A 17716-nucleotide genomic window follows, 5' to 3' on the forward strand; every position below is an offset into this window, starting at 1 on the left:
ACTTCGAGACCAGGCTGGCGCCCATGACGAGCCCTTCGAGCGCGGTCTGCACCGCGTGGCGGTAACCCCAGACTTCCTTGCCGCCGGGAGCCGCCAACTGCGACGTCAGGCGCTCCAGAAGGCCGCCAAGATCAGCCTGACTGACCTCTCCGGCACCGACCTTGTCGAGCAGCGGACCGAGAAGCGCCTTGACGTCGGCCTTGAACTGATCGCGCACCTCGGAACTGTCTCCCCCGTAAAGCTGGTTGGCCATCGTCTGGATGGTCGGGTTGAACAGGTGGGTGATATTGTTGGGCACGGTGCTGCCGAATTCGGAAGCGGCAACCTTCTTCAAGCCGTCCAGGTCGATCTTGAGATCGTTGCCCGGGTCGGTTTCGGGCGTGCTCACCTTTGCATCGACTAGGATCGCGGTGGCGCCGCTTTTGCTCTGGGTAAACCCGACGAAGCCCCGCGCAGCGGAGATGTCGAGTGCCTGCCCGTTACCGCTCGGCGCGATCTTTCGTATTTCGCCGGCGTCGATGGTTTTTGTCGATGCAGAACGGCCAGTCACGTCTTTCTGGCCGAGGTCCACGACCAGGGTTTCGACCTCTTTCGATCCGCTGCCAACACGTTCCAACATGATTTCGTCACTCCTGATCGACGGCCGCACCCTGAACGGAGGCCCGGAAAGCCTCGTTAGGTCAGAAGTTTTTCAGTGATATGACAAATGGGTGCTATCGGAGCGGCAAAATTGAACCATTGACCCCCACATAGCGCTTCCAAATTATACCGCAGTACAAATGCTGGTGACACCGCAGTCGCCAAGGTGCGGCGCAATAGAGCACGGTCCCGTAGGGAATGCGCTCACGAGACAGATCGAAGTCGGTCCTCGGGCTCGGTTTTCAGACTGCATTGTCCGGCAAATCGGTATAAGCCGTCCTCTCGAACAAATCAGGAGACAACATGGAAACCGTGGAAATCAGCAGCCGCAGCGACTTCGGCCTTTGGGCAATTGAGCGGGCGCGGGAAATCGTAACGTCCGAGGGAACTGCTTTTGCGATGGCCGCTCGCGATATGGACGACGAGGCGCTTGCAAACGCTGCAGCCGCGCTAGGCAAGGCCATCAGCGATGCGATGGTGGAAGTGTTTGACGGCCTGATAGATGAATCGTGATTGTGAAGAGACAGCGGGTCACTGACCGATAAAAATTGGTCAGCACCGTCCGGGCTCGCCGTCTTCCCCTCTCATTGCAAACTGTCAGAAACTTGCATATATTTCTGACAACAGAAATGCCATGCAAAAGCTGACATCGCAAATCATGGGACATGCTGAACGACTGCCGGAAGGGATCCGCGCTTTCGGCAAAGAGCTTTTTGCATCTCGGAAATCGAGCCGCCCTGGATCGGGCTCTGTCGCGCCTGGCCGAGCGTGGCGAGCTCGTCCGGGCGGGCCGTGGTATCTATATGCGGCCCGTCAAAAGTCGCTTTGGCAGTCGGCCGCCGACGGTCGAACAGGCCGTAGAGGCGGTGGCGCAGCAGCGCGGTGAGGTCATCGTCTCGAATGGCGCCGCCGCGGCAAATGCCCTGGGCCTGACCTCCCAGGTCCCGGTCCGCTCCGTCTACCCGACATCCGGCCGTAGCCGGACGATGCCCCTTGGACAGCAGACGGTCGAGCTCAAGCACGTGCCGCGCTGGCAATTGGCCTTGGCAGATCGACCTGCTGGCGTGGCGGTCCGCGCACTTGCATGGCTTGGGCCGGAGAGGGTCGATGAAGCACTGTCGCGGATCAAGCGAAAGCTGCCGCCAGACGCGTTCGGCGAGCTGGTGGCGGCGGCTCCGCAGTTTCCGACCTGGCTTGCAAGAAGCGTAGGAAAGGCTGCGCATCGCTGATCTGTTTCTGACCTTGTCAAAGGATAACCGACGCGAAGCCTTGGCGGTGGCGGCCGACCGCACCGGACGGCCCATTCATCTCCTCGAAAAGGATGTCTGGGTCGTCTGGACGCTGCAGACGCTCTTTTCGTCCAAGCTCGGTGAGCATCTCGTCTTCAAGGGCGGCACTTCGCTTTCGAAAGCCTACGGTGTCATCAAAAGGTTCTCCGAGGATGTCGACCTGACCTACGATATCCGCGCCCTGGCGCCGGACTTGGTTGGCGGCAATGACGAAGCACTGCCGAAACCCGCAGCGAGGAGAAACACTGGACCAGCGAGGTGCGAAAGCGGCTTCCGGTCTGGGTGGCGGGCTCGGTGGAGCCGGTTATGGCGCGTTGCGCGTTCAATCTCTTCCGGCGGCAATCCGCCTCGAGGACGATACGCTCTACCTCGACTATGAAGCGGTGAGCAGCGGATCCGGCTATGTCGCCCCGAGCGTCATGCTCGAATTCGGAGCGCGGTCGACCGGCGAGCCGGCCAGTATCCGCGATATCGACTGTGACGCGTCGGGCCAGGTTGATGGTGTCGAATTTCCGAAAGCGACTCCCCGCGTCATGCACGCGGAGCGGACGTTCTGGGAGAAAGCGACCGCCATCCATGTCTTCTGCCTGCAGGAGCGCCTTCGCGGCGATCGTTTTGCCCGCCACTGGCATGATGTCGTCCGGCTGGACGATGCTGGTTTCGCCGACAAAGCATCCGCGGATCGGCAACTCGCCAATGCCGTGGCGAAACACAAATCCATGTTTTTTGCGGAAAAGGCGGCCAACCGCTCGCCCATCGACTACGCCGCAGCCGTCAACGGCAATCTGGTTCTGACGCCATCCGGAGAAGGTGTGCGTGCGCTCGGCGAGGATTACGCGCGCATGGTCGACGACGGCCTGCTGCTCGGCGATTCCGAGCCGTTCGAGCACCTGATCGAGCGATGCACGCAAATTCAGGCGCATGCCAACAAAAGCGACGCGTCAAAATAAGCAATTGCCGGCCCACAGCCGCACCTGCCCATTACTGTGAGTGCCCTGTCACCGACGCGGTTTGGCTTCGCGCCAATTATTAGGCGTTTGCTCGTGGCAGGCACCCTTGATGTGATGAGAGTGAAGCTCGGACCCGGTTATTCCGGCTCCGGCCTCGGCGAGGATGTGGCCAAATACCGCACGGGTGCGGGTTCGTTTGAGGAAAGTTGCGCCACGTAAAATGAAGATCCGGTGTGTTTGTAGTGAAGGCATTCTAATTCCCAATTTCAATCTCGCCGGAAGCCCGAGCAAGCTCAAAATCGCTGACGCGAGAATCGACGCGGATGTTCCACTTGCCGCAACGGTACGTTCTCGCGCCAAGTGCCGTCCTCCCACTGGCGCGCCGCACGCTTGATTGGCTCTATTCCCGCAGGGGGGTCGACAAGACGAAGGTCACTTCCTTGGCGTCCAGCGGATCGACGTCGCCTTTCATCAGGAAGGCCGCAATCTCGACAGGGCCAGCCCGGGCGTGACGATGATTTTTGCCATCGCCTTGTCTGAATGAAGATGTGTCGAAGCCGGCTGTGCTGCCGCAGCGATAGGCGCGCGGTGGCGGCGTGAATCGCCAAGTTGCCGCAACGGCCAGCACGAGGAACTCGACCGACGTCTCGGCGGCGAGATAGCGGAAGGTGCATTCCGGTAAACCACGGCGATCGAAACTTAAATCCGTCGCAATCTTCTCGACACTCACGTAGCATGAGCCTCGCGAACAAACGCCGCCACGCCACTATGGCAATTTCACTTCTCCTCCTCGGGATGAAATGGGACCATTCCTGAGGCGCTCTATTCCATCTCGAATACGGAGGATCCGGCATGCCTACGGTGTTGTTCAGACACGACCTCGCTTAACGATGTACTGAAGATTGCAGTCTACACGAAGCACGTTGCAGGCAGTGCTATGAAGTGTTCGCGGAAGATGGTTCGAGGTCTCGTCGGACGCTCTGTCGCGGCGAGCGCGGGACGTGTCTGATGCCCTCGATTTCAGTGAAGAACCATATTTCACGTGTTGCCCACCTGCCGACAACTTCCGCCATCGCAAAAATGTACGTCCGCCTACCGAAGCTGAACGCTAACGATCCCCAAATGAGCTCAAAGATCACCTGTCGGCGGCAGCGGCGGAATTGGACTGATGAGGTGAGGGCACAGATTCTTGCCCACAACGTTCTTCAACTCGGCCCAATCCGGCGATATGTTCCCTCATCCTGGTTTCAGGCATGCCTTCAAGGCCCTGTCGGCTCGACACCTGGATTTTACAGGCGCCTGGCTGCTGGCCGACTGCCGCGCCCATTCCGTGATGATAAAAGTATTGTGCCGTGTTGGGTTCTTCACAAATATGTCCAGCACCCGACGTAGTTCTCTGCTCGGAAGCGGTTGAGGTCTGCGCCTTGACGCCGAAGATGGCCCTCTACAAGTTGGGTGACAATGTCCCGAGAGTTCTGCTCGCATTGGTTAGACGGGCAGGCTGGCTCTTTTATGCGTAGCGGCGATCTCGATGAGATTCAGCGTCAATCAGGATGAGACTCGCGCCGGGGTGTGACGGAGTGAGGGCGTAGCCCGATCGTAGTCATACCCCGGCGTGGCGCAGATTTTCGGCGTCTCATGATCGCGGTCGGTCCGGTACATTTGCGGTTTTCTGGATTGGAGAACCAGTTTGTGCCGGGTCGCCATTTAACCGATCATCAGATGAGACTCTTCATGAAGTACCGACAAACGCATTCCGTAGAGGTCGCCGCGTCAAAAGCGTCGATCAGCCGAGCCACGGCATACCGCCTCGACAAGGAGGTACAACTGCCTTCTCAGAGCAAAGCGCCGCGCGGACGCCGCCGCCCTGATCCCTTAGAGCTGATATTCGAGACCGAAGTCGTCCCGCTCCTGAAGGCCGCACCCGGTATCCGTGCCGTCGCTGTCTACAACGAGATGCTGCGCCGACATCCAGAACTCTCTGAAGGTATCCGCCGCACGCTTGAACGACGCATTCGGTCGTGGCGTGCTGTCCATGGCGAAGCGCAGGGGGTCATCTTCCGCCAAACGCACGAGCCAGGCCGGTTGGGCCTTTCGGATTTTACCGACGCCGGCGGTCTTGGTGTGACCATCGCCGGCCAGCCGCTTGATCACCTGTTCTATCACTTCCGGCTTGTCTGGTCGGGCTTCGAACATGCCCATGTCATTCTCGGCGGCGAAAGCTTTGTCGCGCTGGCTGAAGGGCTTCAAAATGCCCTGTGGTCCGTGGGAGGTACGCCGCTTTATCATCGAAGCGACAGCCTGTCGGCGGCATTCCGCAACCTCGACGCCGATGCCAAGGTCGATCTCACCCACCGATACGATCAGCTTTGCTCCCATTATCGAATGACGCCGACGCGCAACAACAAAGGCGTCGCGCATGAGAACGGCTCTATCGAAAGCTCCCATGGCCATCTCAAGAACTCTGTTCATGACGCCCTGCTGATGCGGGGGGCCAAGGAATTCGACGACCTCAGTTCTTACCGCGCCTTTGTCGATGACATCGTCAGCCGTCGCAACGCTGCCCATGGCAAGCGCATTGATGCTGAGCGATCCCATCTGCAGGCGCTGCCCGAGCGCCGGACCACGGACTTCGAAGAGATTGTCGTTACGGTGTCCCGGACGGGCGGCTTCACCTTGCGCAAGGTCTTCTACACCGTGCCATCCCGCCTGATCGGCCACAGGTTAAGAGTTCGCCTGTTCGACGATCGGCTGGATGTCTTTGTCGGCGGTACGCATCTGATGACGTTGCGCCGAGGACGCGGCCATCCCGACGGCCGACACGACCAGGTCGTCAACTACCACCACGTCATCCATTCCCTGCGCAAAAAGCCGATGGCGCTCCGCGGCCTCGTTTATCGCGACAAGCTCTTCCCGCGTCAGGAATATCGCAAGGCCTTCGAAGCCCTCATCGAGCATCTTCCCGACAAGCAGGCTTGCAAGATCACCGTCGAACTCCTGGCGCTCGCGCATGACCGTGGTTGCGAACGCGAACTTGCCGAAGAATTGGCCAGGATACTCGATGCTGGTGACTTACCCAATCTGGCTACCATGCGAGCGCTCTTCGGTCCGGATCCAGCCAAGCTGCCGACCGTTCGTGTGCAACTCGCATCGCTCAACGGTTATGAGGCCCTGATCGGGACGGGAGAAGCGGCATGAAGAACGCCCACGTTATCGATGAAGCACGCCTCGGCATCATGCTCAACGAGCTCCGGCTGCCGACGATCAAAATGCTGTGGCCACGATTTGCCGAAGAGGCGGACCGGGAAGGATGGCCGGCAGCTCGCTTCCTGTCGGCTATTGCCGAGCACGAGCTGGCAGAGCGTGCCAATCGCAGGATTGAACGGCATCTCGCCGAAGCGCACCTGCCGCCCGGAAAGACCTTAGACAGCTTCGCCTTTGACGCTGTACCCATGATCTCGAAGGCGCAGGTCATGGCAATCACCGCCGGCGACAGCTGGCTTGCCAAGGGAGCTAACATCCTCATGTTCGGTCCGCCCGGCGGAGGAAAGAGCCATCTTGCTGCTGCCATCGGCCTTGCGCTGATCGAGAACGGATGGCGGGTCCTGTTCACCCGGACCACCGATCTTGTGCAGAAGCTTCAGGTCGCCCGAAGGGAACTGCAGCTTGAGTCTGCCATCGACAAACTCAACAAGTACGACTTGCTCATCCTCGATGACCTCGCCTACGTCACCAAGGACCAGGCGGAAACAAGCGTGCTATCGAGCTGATCTCGGCACGATACGAGCACCGGTCGATCCTGATCACCGCCAACCAGCCGTTCGGAGAGTGGAACCGGGTCTTTCCCGACCCTGCCATGACACTCGCAGCAGTCGACCGGCTCGTGCACCATGCCACGATCTTCGAGATGAACGTCGAAAGCTATCGCCGCAGAACTGCGCTTGAGGAAAAACGCCAGCGCGGCCGACCGGCCTCGTTTGCGACAATCAGGACATCAACGCTGTCTGTCGCGGAGCGGCAATCAGAAAACGACGAAGAACTTGTCAGCGGCAATCAGCATGATAATTTGATCCCGACCGCGACCTAAGAATCTCATCCAGATTGTCGCAAGCGTCTCATCCTGATTGCCGCGCTATATTTTTAGCTATTTTGCATCGATGGGCAGGCTCAAGGTTCTCTTGGAAGTCAGCATTTAGCTGCCTCACCATGGCGTTGAATAGGCTGAGTCGACCAAAGTGCTGCGCCCATTACAGAAGATTGCGATGAGGCATCAGCGTCCTTCAGCAATCTTGCCAAAGAATGCAGGCTTGCGAGATCGACGTGCGGGACCGCCAGGCTGCGCCAACAACCACTCATTGATCGGTCGAACATCCACGATGGGACCTCAAGAAGTCGACCAGAAGAAGAACCAGAAAGGCTGCAGCGGAAATATGCTTCCCTTTGGACACCGCCTCATGCACGTGAACGGGTTGCCCGGACCAGGGATGCGATACAAAAGCTCGCGAACCTCGGTCCCGTGGGTGTTCTGTCGTCGTGTTGTACAACCATTTCCGGCCGCACTCATCGCTCGGATACCAGACCCCGGCCGAGGCTCTAATCGCCGCCGGATGAAAATTCAGTGGCAGGTCACTTCTTCCATCCCTTGGTGTCCACCTATTTTGGTGGACACCTCATGCCAAAGCTCACTCAATTGCAGAAGGTGCGGGGAAAATCGCGCTTACGATCGTTCAGAAAACATTGCCTGTTTTTGGAGGCGCAGGCGGTGTTTCGCCATGCCATTAACCAAGTACCGGTTTTGAGGCATTCTCTCACTCAACTCACCCAGCTTCACCGCCAAAACCGCATACGTTGGAACTCAACCACTGCCCAATGTGGTCATTGATTTGCGGCCCATTCAGAGCGCCAAGACAGCGCCCTTTTGCGTGACAGTTAAACTCAAACGGATGTCGGTGGCCGAGAACCCAGCCATCACTGCAAATTCCCCCGCCTCTATCCGCCAACGCCGCTCGGTCGTGTCGAAGAAGGCAAATGTTCGGGCGTCAAGTATGAAACGCAACCTTCGTTTCTCACCGGGTTCCAGGGCGATTTTCGAGAAGGCTTTCAGCTCTTTAACCGGTCTGGGTACAGATGCTTCAACATCGCCGACATAGACTTGCACCACTGCCGAACCTGGCCGCTCGCTGATGTTGGTCAATCCCAGTGTCACTGTCACCGCGCCGGCAGCGTCCGGTAGCGCTACCGTCAGGTCCGACATCGCAAAGCTTGAATAACCGAGACCATGACCGAACGGGAACAGCGGCTTAATGCCGTGGCGATCGTAGTGCCGATAACCGACGAACACACCTTCGTCATAACGCACATGGCCATCCTTGCCTGGATAGACCGCGTCATCCTCGGTATGTGTGGGATTGTCACCCCAGCGCACGGGGAAGGTCTGTGCCAGTCGGCCCGAGGGCTCGGCCTTGCCGAGGAGCACATCGGCGATCGCGTTGCCAGCCTCCTGTCCGGGATACCAACATTGCAGTACTGCACGAGCGCCCGAAAGCCAGGGCATTTCCACCGGTCCACCGGTTTGTAGTACGACAATCGTGTTCGGATTGGCCGCAATTACCGCCTCAACAAGCTGGTTCTGCAGACCAGGAAGTGCAATGCTGCGGAGATCGGAACCCTCGGTATCCCAGTCGCCCGTTCTGCCCACGAAGACTACCGCATGATCAGCCTTTGCGGCGACGGCTGCTGCCTCGGCAATCTCCGCTTCGGCCGAAAACCTGCCTATTCCTACCCGAATTGCGGCGATATAGAGGTTGACGTGATCGTGCCGGGCGTACTCGGCGACGACCTCATATGTACGGCCGGCTTCGAGCGTGATTTCACCCACGACCTCTTCGCAGCCTTCTTCAAAGAATGTGGTACCACGCGTCCAGGAAGCCCAAGCGTCCACCACAAGTCTGCCGTCCACATAGACCCGGCCAAGCCCGGCGGAGGTTAGTCCGACGCGATAGACGCCGGCTTCCGAGGCTGTGAAGATGGTGCGCATTCGGGCCGAAAAGCGATGCGGATCGACGAGGCCCTCGGCCACGGGGGGCAACCATACACCAAGGCTCGACGGTTCCTCGACGACCTTCACCGGTTCGCCAGCTAGCTCCCTTCCTTGGAAAAACTCGAAGGTTGTGGGGTTTTCGATTAGCGGCTGAAACCGATAATTGTTGCAACCCTGAGCGTAGCACAGATTCTCCTCACCCAGCGCGTCCACCAGCCCCTGCCACGGACTGATGACATAGTGAGGGTTCAACTGCGCCGAGCCGCCTCCCATCACCTGCGCGACCTTGGCATTGGGTCCAATGATGGCGACCATACCTTGCTGAGCCAATGGCAGGATCCCGTCATTCTGTAGCAGAACTGCGCTTTCCGCTCCCGCGCGCCTGATCAATGCCCTATGTTTCGGTTGATCAATGGCGTACTCCTTAAACTCGCGATGATCGTTGATAGCGCCGGTGCGTTCCATCAAAGTCAGGATATTGCGCACACAGGCGCGGATCGTCTCGACACTAACCTCGCCGCCTTCGACCGCAGCCAGTAGCTTGGAGCCGCGATCGCGAGTCGGGCCCGGCATCTCCAGATCCAGCCCGGCATTCACGGTGGGTGCGGTCGAACGCGAGCCGAACCAGTCCGACATCACCACGCCGTTAAAACCCCAGTCACCGCGCAGAACCTCGTTCAACAGCCAATGGCTTTCCGCCGTGTAAGTACCGTTTAGCTTGTTATACGAAGACATCACGGCCCAGACCTTTGCCCGCTTCACCGCCGTCTCAAAGGGTATCAGGTAGACTTCGCGCAGCGTGCGTTCATCGATATCTGAAGAGATGGTTGTACGTTCAATCTCGGACTCGTTGCCGACGAAATGTTTTATCGTGGCACCGACTTTCGTGGACTGCAGACCTTCGATATAGCCGACTGCAAGTTCCGCCGTCAGGATCGGATCCTCAGAGAAGCACTCAAAGTTGCGGCCGTTTGTGACGCTACGCTGGATGTTAACGGTGGGGGCTAACGAGACGTGGGCACCTTTTGAAAGAACCTCGTCACCTAGGGCACTGCCGATTTCCTTGGCTAGATCCGGGTTCCAACTCGCTCCGATGGCGATGCCCACCGGGAAAGCCGCTGCAGTCACACCTCCGACAAAAGACCCCGCCCCGCGGGCGCCGTTGGGGCCGTCGGTCAAGCGCAATCTCCCTATCCCTAGGCGGTCGATGGGCGGTAAAGACCAGAACGTATCGCCGGAAAGTAGCGAGACCTGCTCCGCCAAGGTCATATTATCGAGCAATGCTTTCTTATCAATCATCTTCTCTGCTTCTTGAATCTCAATACTTACCTGTCCCAGATCAACATCTCGAGATGCATATCGGGGAAGCTGGTGATCTCGGCGCCATGGAGCCGTCCATCGATAAAAAGGACGCCCGTTTGTTCATCAAGGCGTCGCGTCCCGCCGTCGCGAGGACGACGACATGTTCGAAGCCTTCACATAGCCGAGATGCGGTCACCGCTTTCCATTGAAAACAAGGAACATCGCGGCAATCGATTTCAGCAGTGAAAGTTGTGCCGGCTGCGGCAGCGCCGGTTCTGTTACGGAGTTATTCCTCCGCAAGTTTGTGAGACAGTTTGAACCTTAGCAAGCTTTATCAGACAATCTGTTGACAGACAACCTCGGTCGCGCAGCTTTCGTGTCGTCATTGATGATTCGATGCTTCCCTCGGAGGCGGATCCCGATTGATGAAGTTTCTTCACCGCCTATGGACAAGGATCGACCACAATGGACAGGCTGTTGTCCCGTTTCCGGCTACAGAGTAATCATTTTCGTACTGTCTTTCATAATCAGCATTTGCGCGGTGGGGTTTTCGGGGCACTACGCCGCGGGTCTCCTACAAGGCCGCCTGGAAACCTCGAGCGAGGTGATGCAGGTGCTCTCGGGTTTCCGTGACGTCTCCGCCTCGTCCGTCTGCATCGCCCTCACGCCGTGCTTGAATCCTCCCTACATATGCAGGCATTCCCGGTTGATATCGATCCAGATTGTCTGAGAGCTACCAGTATTCGTTGATCCTGCCGTTATAGCTTTGCCTGCTCGTCTGCACAAATTTAGATATCGAGAGATCAAAAACGGGCGCCTGGAGGAGAGCCGTGGCAGTACCGCATTCGTACCGGCTGGTCGTGTCAGACAGCCGAAGACTTGCGGATTCTCTACCATCATGGATGGCCTCGGCTCAGAGAGGGATCGGAGGCTGTCACGTATTTTTTTTCGCTTTCGGCATGTTAAAGGATGCCAGGCGATCTTGCTGCCAATTATTTTTCTGGCTGCGAGCGACCGCTTTCTGCCGGCACTCAAATTCCCCTGGTGAAGCAGGGCTATCGCATATGAGCGATGATAGAGATGAGGAACTGATCGTCCCACCCTGCCTTCTTGATCTTGCGACGAATGGATGCCTTATCTGGATGGGCTCGGATGAGGTTGAGGGCAATCTTTCGCAACAGAGCAATGTTTGCCGGTCCGTGATCCTTACGGTTTCTGGCGGCATCCTCGCGGAACTGGACGTCGAGGACCCAGTGCAGTTTGTTTTCGATCTGCCAATGGGTTCTGGTTACCTCGATCAAGGCGCTGGCCGACATGACGGTGGAGAGGAGGAAGTAGCGGACATGACTGGTCAGACGGCCATCTGCATGGCGGCTTGTAGCCTCGACGGAGCCTATGGCCTGCAGGCCGGGGAAGTCGATGTCATTGACGGCGACGATGCAGGCACGGCGTCTTTCGCAGCGGTCATGGTCATTCTCGGCGGCGGTCTGGACGCCGAGTGGCTCGACGTCGTCCAGACGAGCAATCGTCTGTGCCAGGAGGCCGGGCTGATTGGCCTTCAACGCCAGGGCATAGTCGCCGCCGGCGGAAAGGATGGCATGAGCGGTATCGGCGCGGCAATGCAGGGCATCGGCGGTGACGATGGCACCTTCCAGCGACAAAAGCGCAAGCGCATCGAGCGCCCCTTGGACCTCGTTGCGGCCCGGCGCGGTCTGTTGGCCGATGACCAGGCCGCAACCGGCAGCCCAGACCTTGACGAGGGGCAGCGGCGTCGCCTCGTACCGCCTTGCCGTCGACCGCCACCACGCCTTCCATGCCCTTTGCAAAGGCTTCGGTAAAGCGGCTTCGAAGGCAACCTGATTGAGGCAGCGGAAAACGGTGGAGAAGGTGCCATGGCCGGCGATGCCATAGGGCAGCGGCACGATCGTCTTGAGCCACTTCTTTTTGGAAACGCCGAATCGGCCATGTCGGCGCAGCTTTCGGCGCCGCAAACGATCGCGGCAATGGCAATGAACAGGATCGACATCAGCGGATGACGTGTGTTGCGCCCCCGAGGGTCGGGCAGATCTTTAAAACAGGTGGCAAATCGATTCATCCGAACCTCCAAATTATCGGAGAGTTCTTGAGTCGATTTGCCTCAGCAAAACAACTCCTTACCATCCATATGCGATTCTCCTGCCTGGTGAAGCTGTCTCGTCTGGCCGTCACTTCAATCGCCCGCAACCGGCGCCTTAAGGTAGTCGAGAAACGTCCGGAGAGCGGACGGCACCTGTCGATGCGAAACGTAGTATGCATGAAAACCCGGCCCGGTAGAGGTCCAGTCCGGCAGCACGACTTCGAGTGAACCGGCCGCAAGTTTGTCCTCGACCCGGGCCTGCAGGCAATAAAAGAGACCGCCTCCCCCTCCGCCATGCGGATAGATAGTTCCGAATCTCCGAGCGTGAGAAGTCCCGGAACGTCGAGAGAAACCATGCGATCGCCGTCGCCAAGTTCCCATTTGCAGAGGTGATCCGTACCGGTTCGGATCCGGATGCACTCGTGCGTCAAGAGATCTTCCGGCCGCGCGGGCCGCCCTCGTTCGTTGAGATAGGCCGGAGAACCGACTACGATCCATTCGAGTTCGGATGTCAGACGCGACGCGATCATCCCCTCGGGAACCGTTCCCCCATAACGGATGCCCGCGTCAAAACCTTCGGCGACCATATCGATGAAGCGATCCTCGACGCTGACTTCGACCTCGACATCTGGGTAGCTCTTGCGAAAACTGTGCAGTCGAGGAGCGATCAGCAGCTCGGCGGCGTCACGCAGGGTGGTCACTCTCACTCTGCCCGTAGGCCCGCTCCTGAAACTGTCTAGGAGATCCATCGCAGCTTGAATGCCGAGGAAACGGGGCTCCAGTTCGGCAAGCAGCACTTCGCCGGCGGCGGTGAGACTGATGCTCCTGCTTGTCCGATGAAACAGACGGACGCCCAGACGGGCCTCCAAACCCCTGATCGAGTGGCTGAGGGCAGACCCGGAAACGCCGCGAAGCGCGGCGGCCTTTCGGACCCCCCCCCGCACGCGCGATCGCGACGAAAGTTTCAAGGTCGGCCAGATCGGCCCGCGTTGATACCATGAGTTATGGATACTCGCACTTGTACTGAAAAAGATCGCCCTTGCCGGCGCCGACCTTGCTTCAGGCCGGCCGGCACCTTCAATCCTTATTTAACTGGCCCTGTATTTGGTATGTGATAGCCGAGGAAGCAGTCAAAAATTTGACCTAGTGATCCATGTTGGATCCTGCGAAGGACGGCGGAGATGGCCCGGTCGCTGAAAAACGAAAACGTCCGGGATTAGATCGTCATGCAATGAAGATCTTCGTGTCCACAGCCACGAGAGACGGCACCGGTTGGTTCCGCGAGGCGGTCTAACAGTCCCGGAGGTTCTAGTTCTGAGCTCTCGAAAACGCGGGCTACCAGTCCTGCCGGGTTGGATGGACGAAATGTCGTTGATCGTGATCTCCGGGGGCTGGTCTAGTGCATAGACCACGGCTTCAGCCACCGACGACGGCGGAATACCCTGCTTGTTGAGCTCTTCGGCGATCTTTCTGCCCGTCTCGTCATGAACCTTGTCGGCCCAGCCGGTATCGATCACGCCAGGGCTGATCATAGACACTTGGATCCCGCTACCCACGCCCACCTCCTTCCTGAGGCTTTCGGTAATACCGCGTATGAAGAACTTCGTGCGGACCGGCGCTCCAACATCGACGGCAGCACCGCGGCGATCGCATGCAGATAGCCACGCAGGTTGGTATCGATCATCTTGTTCCAATCGCCGACGGCGGCATCCTTCCAATAGGAAAAGAGCATGAGGCCGGCATTGTTGACCAATATATCGACCGGGCCGTACGTCGTTGTGGCGAACGCGACGAGGGCCTTGGTACTCTCAAAATCCGTGGCATCAGCAACCTTGTAGCTGGCAATACCTCCCGAACCGGTGATGTCTTCGACGATCTGACTAAGGCGTTTCTCATTGCGGCCGGCAAGGACGACGCGCGCACCTTTTTCCGCCAATCCTCTGGCGGTCGCCGCTCCAATGCCCGAGGAAGCCCCTGTGACGATGGCGACCTTGTTTTTCAGATGTGACATGACGTGCTCCTTCACTGCGGTTGGGTCAATTCGGCTTGCCGCGCGGCTTTGACGGGCTCGGGGGTCGTCCGGTTTTCCAACACCTGGCGCTTGGTTTCCTGATCTCCGCCGACGATATGGTCGATGCCGTTCATGAGAGCCTCGAACCCCTGCTGGGCGACGAGCGTCTTGTCGTTTTTTTGTTGGCCACCGAGCTTCGTACCGCCCATTCCAGCGTTCGCGTGGAAGTCGCTGTTGGTGGCGCCCGGAAGGAGTGCCGTCACCGTGACCCCGGTCGAGCGCAACTCCTCGCGCAGAGATTCCGCGAACATATAACCAAATGCCTTCGACGGGCCGTAAACGGTTTCGTATGGCGTGGGCAGGGTCGCCGAAACCGAGGAGGTGATGAGAATCCTGCCGCGGCCGTTCTTGACCATATGTTGGACGACGCGTTTGGCCATATGGACGGTCCCGGTTACATTGATCGCAAGCAGGCGAAGCTCATCCTCGAGATCGTTATCGACAAAGGCGCCGCCAATACCGATACCGATACCGACGTTCAGAGCCGCGGCTTCCAAGGGGCGCCCCAGCCCCTGCGTAAAGGCCCAGAACCTCTCGACGCCATCGTACGTCGAGGCATCCGCTTTGAACGGATATGCTTCGGCATCAAGGCTTCGTAGCGCATCGGCGGCCTCGTTCACCTTGTCGCTTGAGCCTGAAATGGCGACATCGAATCCATTCTTGGCGAATTCTTTGGCAAGCTCGAAGCCTATTCCAGATGAGCCGCCCGTGATCATTGCGAGTGGTTTATTCCCTGTCATGATTTCACTCCTTTGGTTTGGTCAGCACCACGATCGTCTCGAGGCGCTGGTGACCAAATGCCCGTGGAGCCGATTGGTTACATGAGCAAAATTGATCGGGGCGGTGAGTGAAAATCATCCACCGATCTGGCAGGGACCAGGAGTGCGTTACCTTTTTGGTCCCGTCCGCGGTCGAACTGGCCAGGCATTCCCTACGTCACGAAGGCCCTTGAGTGAACACGGCTCATCGGTGCGTGCGATCCCGCTCACTTCAAGTAGCCGTCGCGCTACCCTATTCTTATAGTGCGATCGAACGGTCGTTCGCAGCCCGCGGATATGATCCGACGACCCAAGCGCCTGAGTAGCGTTGATGGACTTCTCTGCGCTGGTGCCATCGGCCGGCACGCTTCTCGGAGAAAAATTCCACGGCGACGGCTTGTCCGGCACACCTTCCAGCGGTGACGGTCCAATGACGGGAAAGACAAAAAATGAGCGAGAGAATGAACAGCGTCGTTGCTCCTGGCCGCGTTGCGGTCATCACGGGAGCTGCGAAGGGCATCGGCTTGGCAATCGCGAGGGCTCTCGCGGCCCGCGGCATGAAGCTCGCGCTGCTGGATCTCGACGCCGACGCACTTGAGGATGTTACTTCGACACTCGACACGGACATCCTGATCGTGAGCGGCGACGTATCAGATTTGTCGGCACTGACCAGGTTGCGGGACGAAACGATTTCGCGGTTTGGCGACGTGGCCGTCCTAGTAAACAACGCGGGCATAACGCAAGGAGCCGGCCCTTGGGACAATCCTGCAAAGTGGCGACGCCAGATCGATGTAAACTTCGGAGGTGTTCTGGCCGCGCAACACGTCTTCGTGCCCTACATGATCGAAGCCGGTCGCCAGTCGGCCGTTGTCAACCTCGGCTCCAAGGAAGGTATTACGACTCCTCCAGGTAACGCCGCATATTCGGTGGCGAAGGCAGCTGTCAAAGTCCTGACCGAACAGCTGTCGCACGAGCTTCTGAAGGCGACGGGAGGTGGTGTTTCGGCTCATCTCCTCGTCCCTGGCTACACGTGGACACCCATGAACATCGCACTCAAGCCGCAGGGCATTGCGAAACCCGATGAGGCATGGACCGCAGAGCAACTGGTGGAATACTTCCTGGTCCGTCTGCTCGACGAGAATTTTTACATCATCTGTCCGGATAACGCGGTTACGTCTGCGATCGATGCCAGAAGGATCCGCTGGGCGGCCGACGACATGATCCTGAACCGGCCGGCGCTTTCACGCTGGCACCCCGACTGATGGATAAATTCGCAGCCTGGTTGAAGTCAGGTCACTGATGGTGGAATGTTTGTAGAGGAGAGTAATCCAATGCCCAGACCCTATGTAATCTGTCACATGATGTCGCCGCTGGATGGCCGATTGATCGTCAATGATTGGGCCGAGGCAACCGGCCATTCGGTCGATGAGCTCGTGAAGATCTATGACGGCCTGCATGAGAAGATCGGTGCCGACGCCTGGCTTTCGGGAAGAGCGACGGGAGAAGAGTTCGCGGACGCCGTCGACCGCCCCTATCAAGCAACCGGCACAGCCGCGCGACCGATCCATATCGCCAACCCGGACGCCGGCGAGTTCGCTGTCATCGTGGATAAGGACGGTCGGCTACGCTGGGACAAGAGCGACATTGAGGGAGCTCACCTTGTGGTCCTGACAGGATCTGACGTGGATGATGCTTACCTGGCGGGCCTCACCCAGGCTGGCGTTTCCTATATCGTCTCGGAGAAAGATGGCGTCGATCTGAAAAACGCGCTTGACCTTCTTGGAACCGAGTTCGGTGTGAAGCGCTTGATGCTGGAAGGCGGGGCGCAAACCAATGGCCATTTCTTGAAGGCGGGTCTTGTTGACGAGGTCAGCCTGGTCATCTTCCCTGCGATCGGAGGCAAGTCGAATACACCGGCCATATTCGAGGGCGGCGAGGATGGGCTTGCCGGCAGGGCGAGGCTCACGTTTATCAGCGCCGAAGCCGCTGGCCTCGGCTCCGTGCATCTGAGATATCGCGTTGGACGTCCATAAGAGACGTCCATAGGAGAAGATCGTGGAAGGGCTCCCTCCTGCCGTCGTCGAAATGATCGTCGAGGAGCAGGGCGCGATACTCCTGAGCAAGCAACCTTGTTTCGAGATCATCGCGCAGCGCAGAGAGCCGGAAGAACTGGCGTAGTCTGCCTGTGGTGTCTCTCCGATTAGGCGGTGTGATGAACGGTATGTGACGCCGACATTAATGCCCGCGGCGGTGACCGCGATATGAGCGTCAAGGCGTTGCTCGAGTGCAGCTCGACAAACAAACAAGGTGAGACGCGTATTGCCGCACGTAACGATGCTCCCCACAAAAATGTCGGGCCTACTACACCTGCTGTCAGGTTTGTCAGGTGCGCGCCATGGTGCTGTTCCGCCCGACTTCCTACCGCGCTCTCGTGGAAGTCCTTGAAGCATAGGCACAAGATTCCTTCTGAGGCTCGATCCGGCCAGAGTGGCATGAGTCTTGAAACTTTCTCGTCGCGCGGCGGCAGCTGTCTTCTCCCGAGAAAGCGCGC

Annotated in this window: 10 protein-coding genes and 8 pseudogenes; 9 read left to right on the top strand and 9 right to left on the bottom strand. The window is 58.5% G+C overall.

All coding sequences use genetic code 11. The features are described 5' to 3' along the window. Nucleotides 1–619: pseudogene (locus CO670_RS29435) on the bottom strand (hypothetical protein); the annotation flags it as partial. Nucleotides 620–942: 323 nt separating this feature from the next. Between CO670_RS29435 and CO670_RS29440 the strand changes: the two are divergent. From CO670_RS29440 to CO670_RS29450, 3 genes and pseudogenes are all read left to right on the top strand, one after another. Further along, entirely contained in the window at nt 943–1152 is a 210-nt protein-coding gene (locus CO670_RS29440) for a hypothetical protein (protein WP_004672578.1), read from the top strand. Between the two features lie 121 nt (nt 1153–1273). Then, nucleotides 1274–1868: pseudogene (locus CO670_RS29445) on the top strand (DUF6088 family protein). After that, nucleotides 1861–2878: pseudogene (locus CO670_RS29450) on the top strand (nucleotidyl transferase AbiEii/AbiGii toxin family protein). The pseudogenes CO670_RS29445 and CO670_RS29450 overlap by 8 nt, the downstream one beginning before the upstream one ends. Nucleotides 2879–3278: 400 nt before the next feature. Here CO670_RS29450 and CO670_RS29455 read toward each other — a convergent pair. Further along, the gene (locus CO670_RS29455) at nt 3279–3608 is read right to left on the bottom strand and encodes a hypothetical protein (protein ID WP_210293982.1); all 330 of its coding nucleotides are present in this window, start codon (nt 3606–3608) and stop codon (nt 3279–3281) included. A 992-nt stretch (nt 3609–4600) separates the two neighbouring features. Between CO670_RS29455 and istA the strand changes: the two genes are divergently transcribed. Beyond that, the gene (gene istA / locus CO670_RS29465) at nt 4601–6076 is read left to right on the top strand and encodes an IS21-like element ISRel5 family transposase (protein ID WP_176539052.1); all 1476 of its coding nucleotides are present in this window, start codon (nt 4601–4603) and stop codon (nt 6074–6076) included. Next, nucleotides 6073–6965, top strand: a pseudogene (istB, locus tag CO670_RS29470) (IS21-like element ISRel5 family helper ATPase IstB). Before istA ends, istB begins: the two are co-directional and overlap by 4 nt. Before the next feature lie 807 nt (nt 6966–7772). On the opposite strand, the gene CO670_RS29480 reads toward istB, so the two are convergent. Next, complete coding sequence (locus CO670_RS29480) at nt 7773–10217, bottom strand: glycoside hydrolase family 3 C-terminal domain-containing protein (protein ID WP_097593527.1); 2445 nt, start codon at nt 10215–10217, stop codon at nt 7773–7775. A gap of 468 nt (nt 10218–10685) precedes the next feature. Between CO670_RS29480 and CO670_RS33510 the strand changes: the two are divergent. Then, nucleotides 10686–10866 (top strand): annotated as a pseudogene (locus CO670_RS33510) (hypothetical protein); the annotation flags it as partial. Nucleotides 10867–11275: 409 nt separating this feature from the next. Here CO670_RS33510 and CO670_RS29495 read toward each other — a convergent pair. From CO670_RS29495 to CO670_RS29510, 6 genes and pseudogenes are all read right to left on the bottom strand, one after another. After that, nucleotides 11276–12142: an ISAs1 family transposase gene (locus CO670_RS29495; protein WP_245426108.1), complete on the bottom strand. Its 867-nt coding sequence runs from the start codon at nt 12140–12142 to the stop codon at nt 11276–11278. Nucleotides 12143–12213: 71 nt separating this feature from the next. Further along, nucleotides 12214–12315, bottom strand: a pseudogene (locus CO670_RS33755) (hypothetical protein); the annotation flags it as partial. Next, complete coding sequence (locus CO670_RS29500) at nt 12312–13037, bottom strand: LysR substrate-binding domain-containing protein (RefSeq protein WP_245426111.1); 726 nt, start codon at nt 13035–13037, stop codon at nt 12312–12314. The gene CO670_RS29500 and the pseudogene CO670_RS33755, both read right to left, overlap by 4 nt. A gap of 156 nt (nt 13038–13193) precedes the next feature. After that, nucleotides 13194–13280 (bottom strand): annotated as a pseudogene (locus tag CO670_RS33520) (hypothetical protein); the annotation flags it as partial. Nucleotides 13281–13864: 584 nt separating this feature from the next. Beyond that, nucleotides 13865–14347 (bottom strand): SDR family NAD(P)-dependent oxidoreductase, encoded by a 483-nt coding sequence (locus CO670_RS29505; protein WP_225880284.1) that lies wholly within the window; start codon nt 14345–14347, stop codon nt 13865–13867. A gap of 11 nt (nt 14348–14358) precedes the next feature. Next, nucleotides 14359–15147 (bottom strand): SDR family NAD(P)-dependent oxidoreductase, encoded by a 789-nt coding sequence (locus CO670_RS29510; protein WP_176539051.1) that lies wholly within the window; start codon nt 15145–15147, stop codon nt 14359–14361. Nucleotides 15148–15614: 467 nt separating this feature from the next. Here CO670_RS29510 and CO670_RS29515 point away from each other — a divergent pair. From CO670_RS29515 to CO670_RS33690, 3 genes and pseudogenes are all read left to right on the top strand, one after another. Beyond that, nucleotides 15615–16465: pseudogene (locus CO670_RS29515) on the top strand (SDR family NAD(P)-dependent oxidoreductase). 31 nt (nt 16466–16496) lie between these two features. Continuing rightward, complete coding sequence (locus CO670_RS29520) at nt 16497–17198, top strand: RibD family protein (protein WP_004674381.1); 702 nt, start codon at nt 16497–16499, stop codon at nt 17196–17198. Between the two features lie 22 nt (nt 17199–17220). Continuing rightward, complete coding sequence (locus CO670_RS33690; protein ID WP_009982859.1) at nt 17221–17343, top strand: hypothetical protein; 123 nt, start codon at nt 17221–17223, stop codon at nt 17341–17343. Nucleotides 17344–17716 lie beyond the last annotated feature (373 nt).

This window comes from Rhizobium sp. J15 (genome assembly GCF_002531825.1).
In the GTDB taxonomy this organism is placed as follows: Bacteria; Pseudomonadota; Alphaproteobacteria; order Rhizobiales; family Rhizobiaceae; genus Rhizobium.

Coding starts and splice junctions, on each gene's coding strand:
- CO670_RS29440 (WP_004672578.1), top strand. CDS start 943: ATGGAAACCGTGGAAATCAGCAGCCGCAGCGACTTCGGCCTTTGGGCA.
- istA (WP_176539052.1), top strand. CDS start 4,601: ATGAGACTCTTCATGAAGTACCGACAAACGCATTCCGTAGAGGTCGCC.
- CO670_RS29480 (WP_097593527.1), bottom strand. CDS start 10,217: ATGATTGATAAGAAAGCATTGCTCGATAATATGACCTTGGCGGAGCAG.
- CO670_RS29505 (WP_225880284.1), bottom strand. CDS start 14,347: ATGTCACATCTGAAAAACAAGGTCGCCATCGTCACAGGGGCTTCCTCG.
- CO670_RS29510 (WP_176539051.1), bottom strand. CDS start 15,147: ATGACAGGGAATAAACCACTCGCAATGATCACGGGCGGCTCATCTGGA.
- CO670_RS29520 (WP_004674381.1), top strand. CDS start 16,497: ATGCCCAGACCCTATGTAATCTGTCACATGATGTCGCCGCTGGATGGC.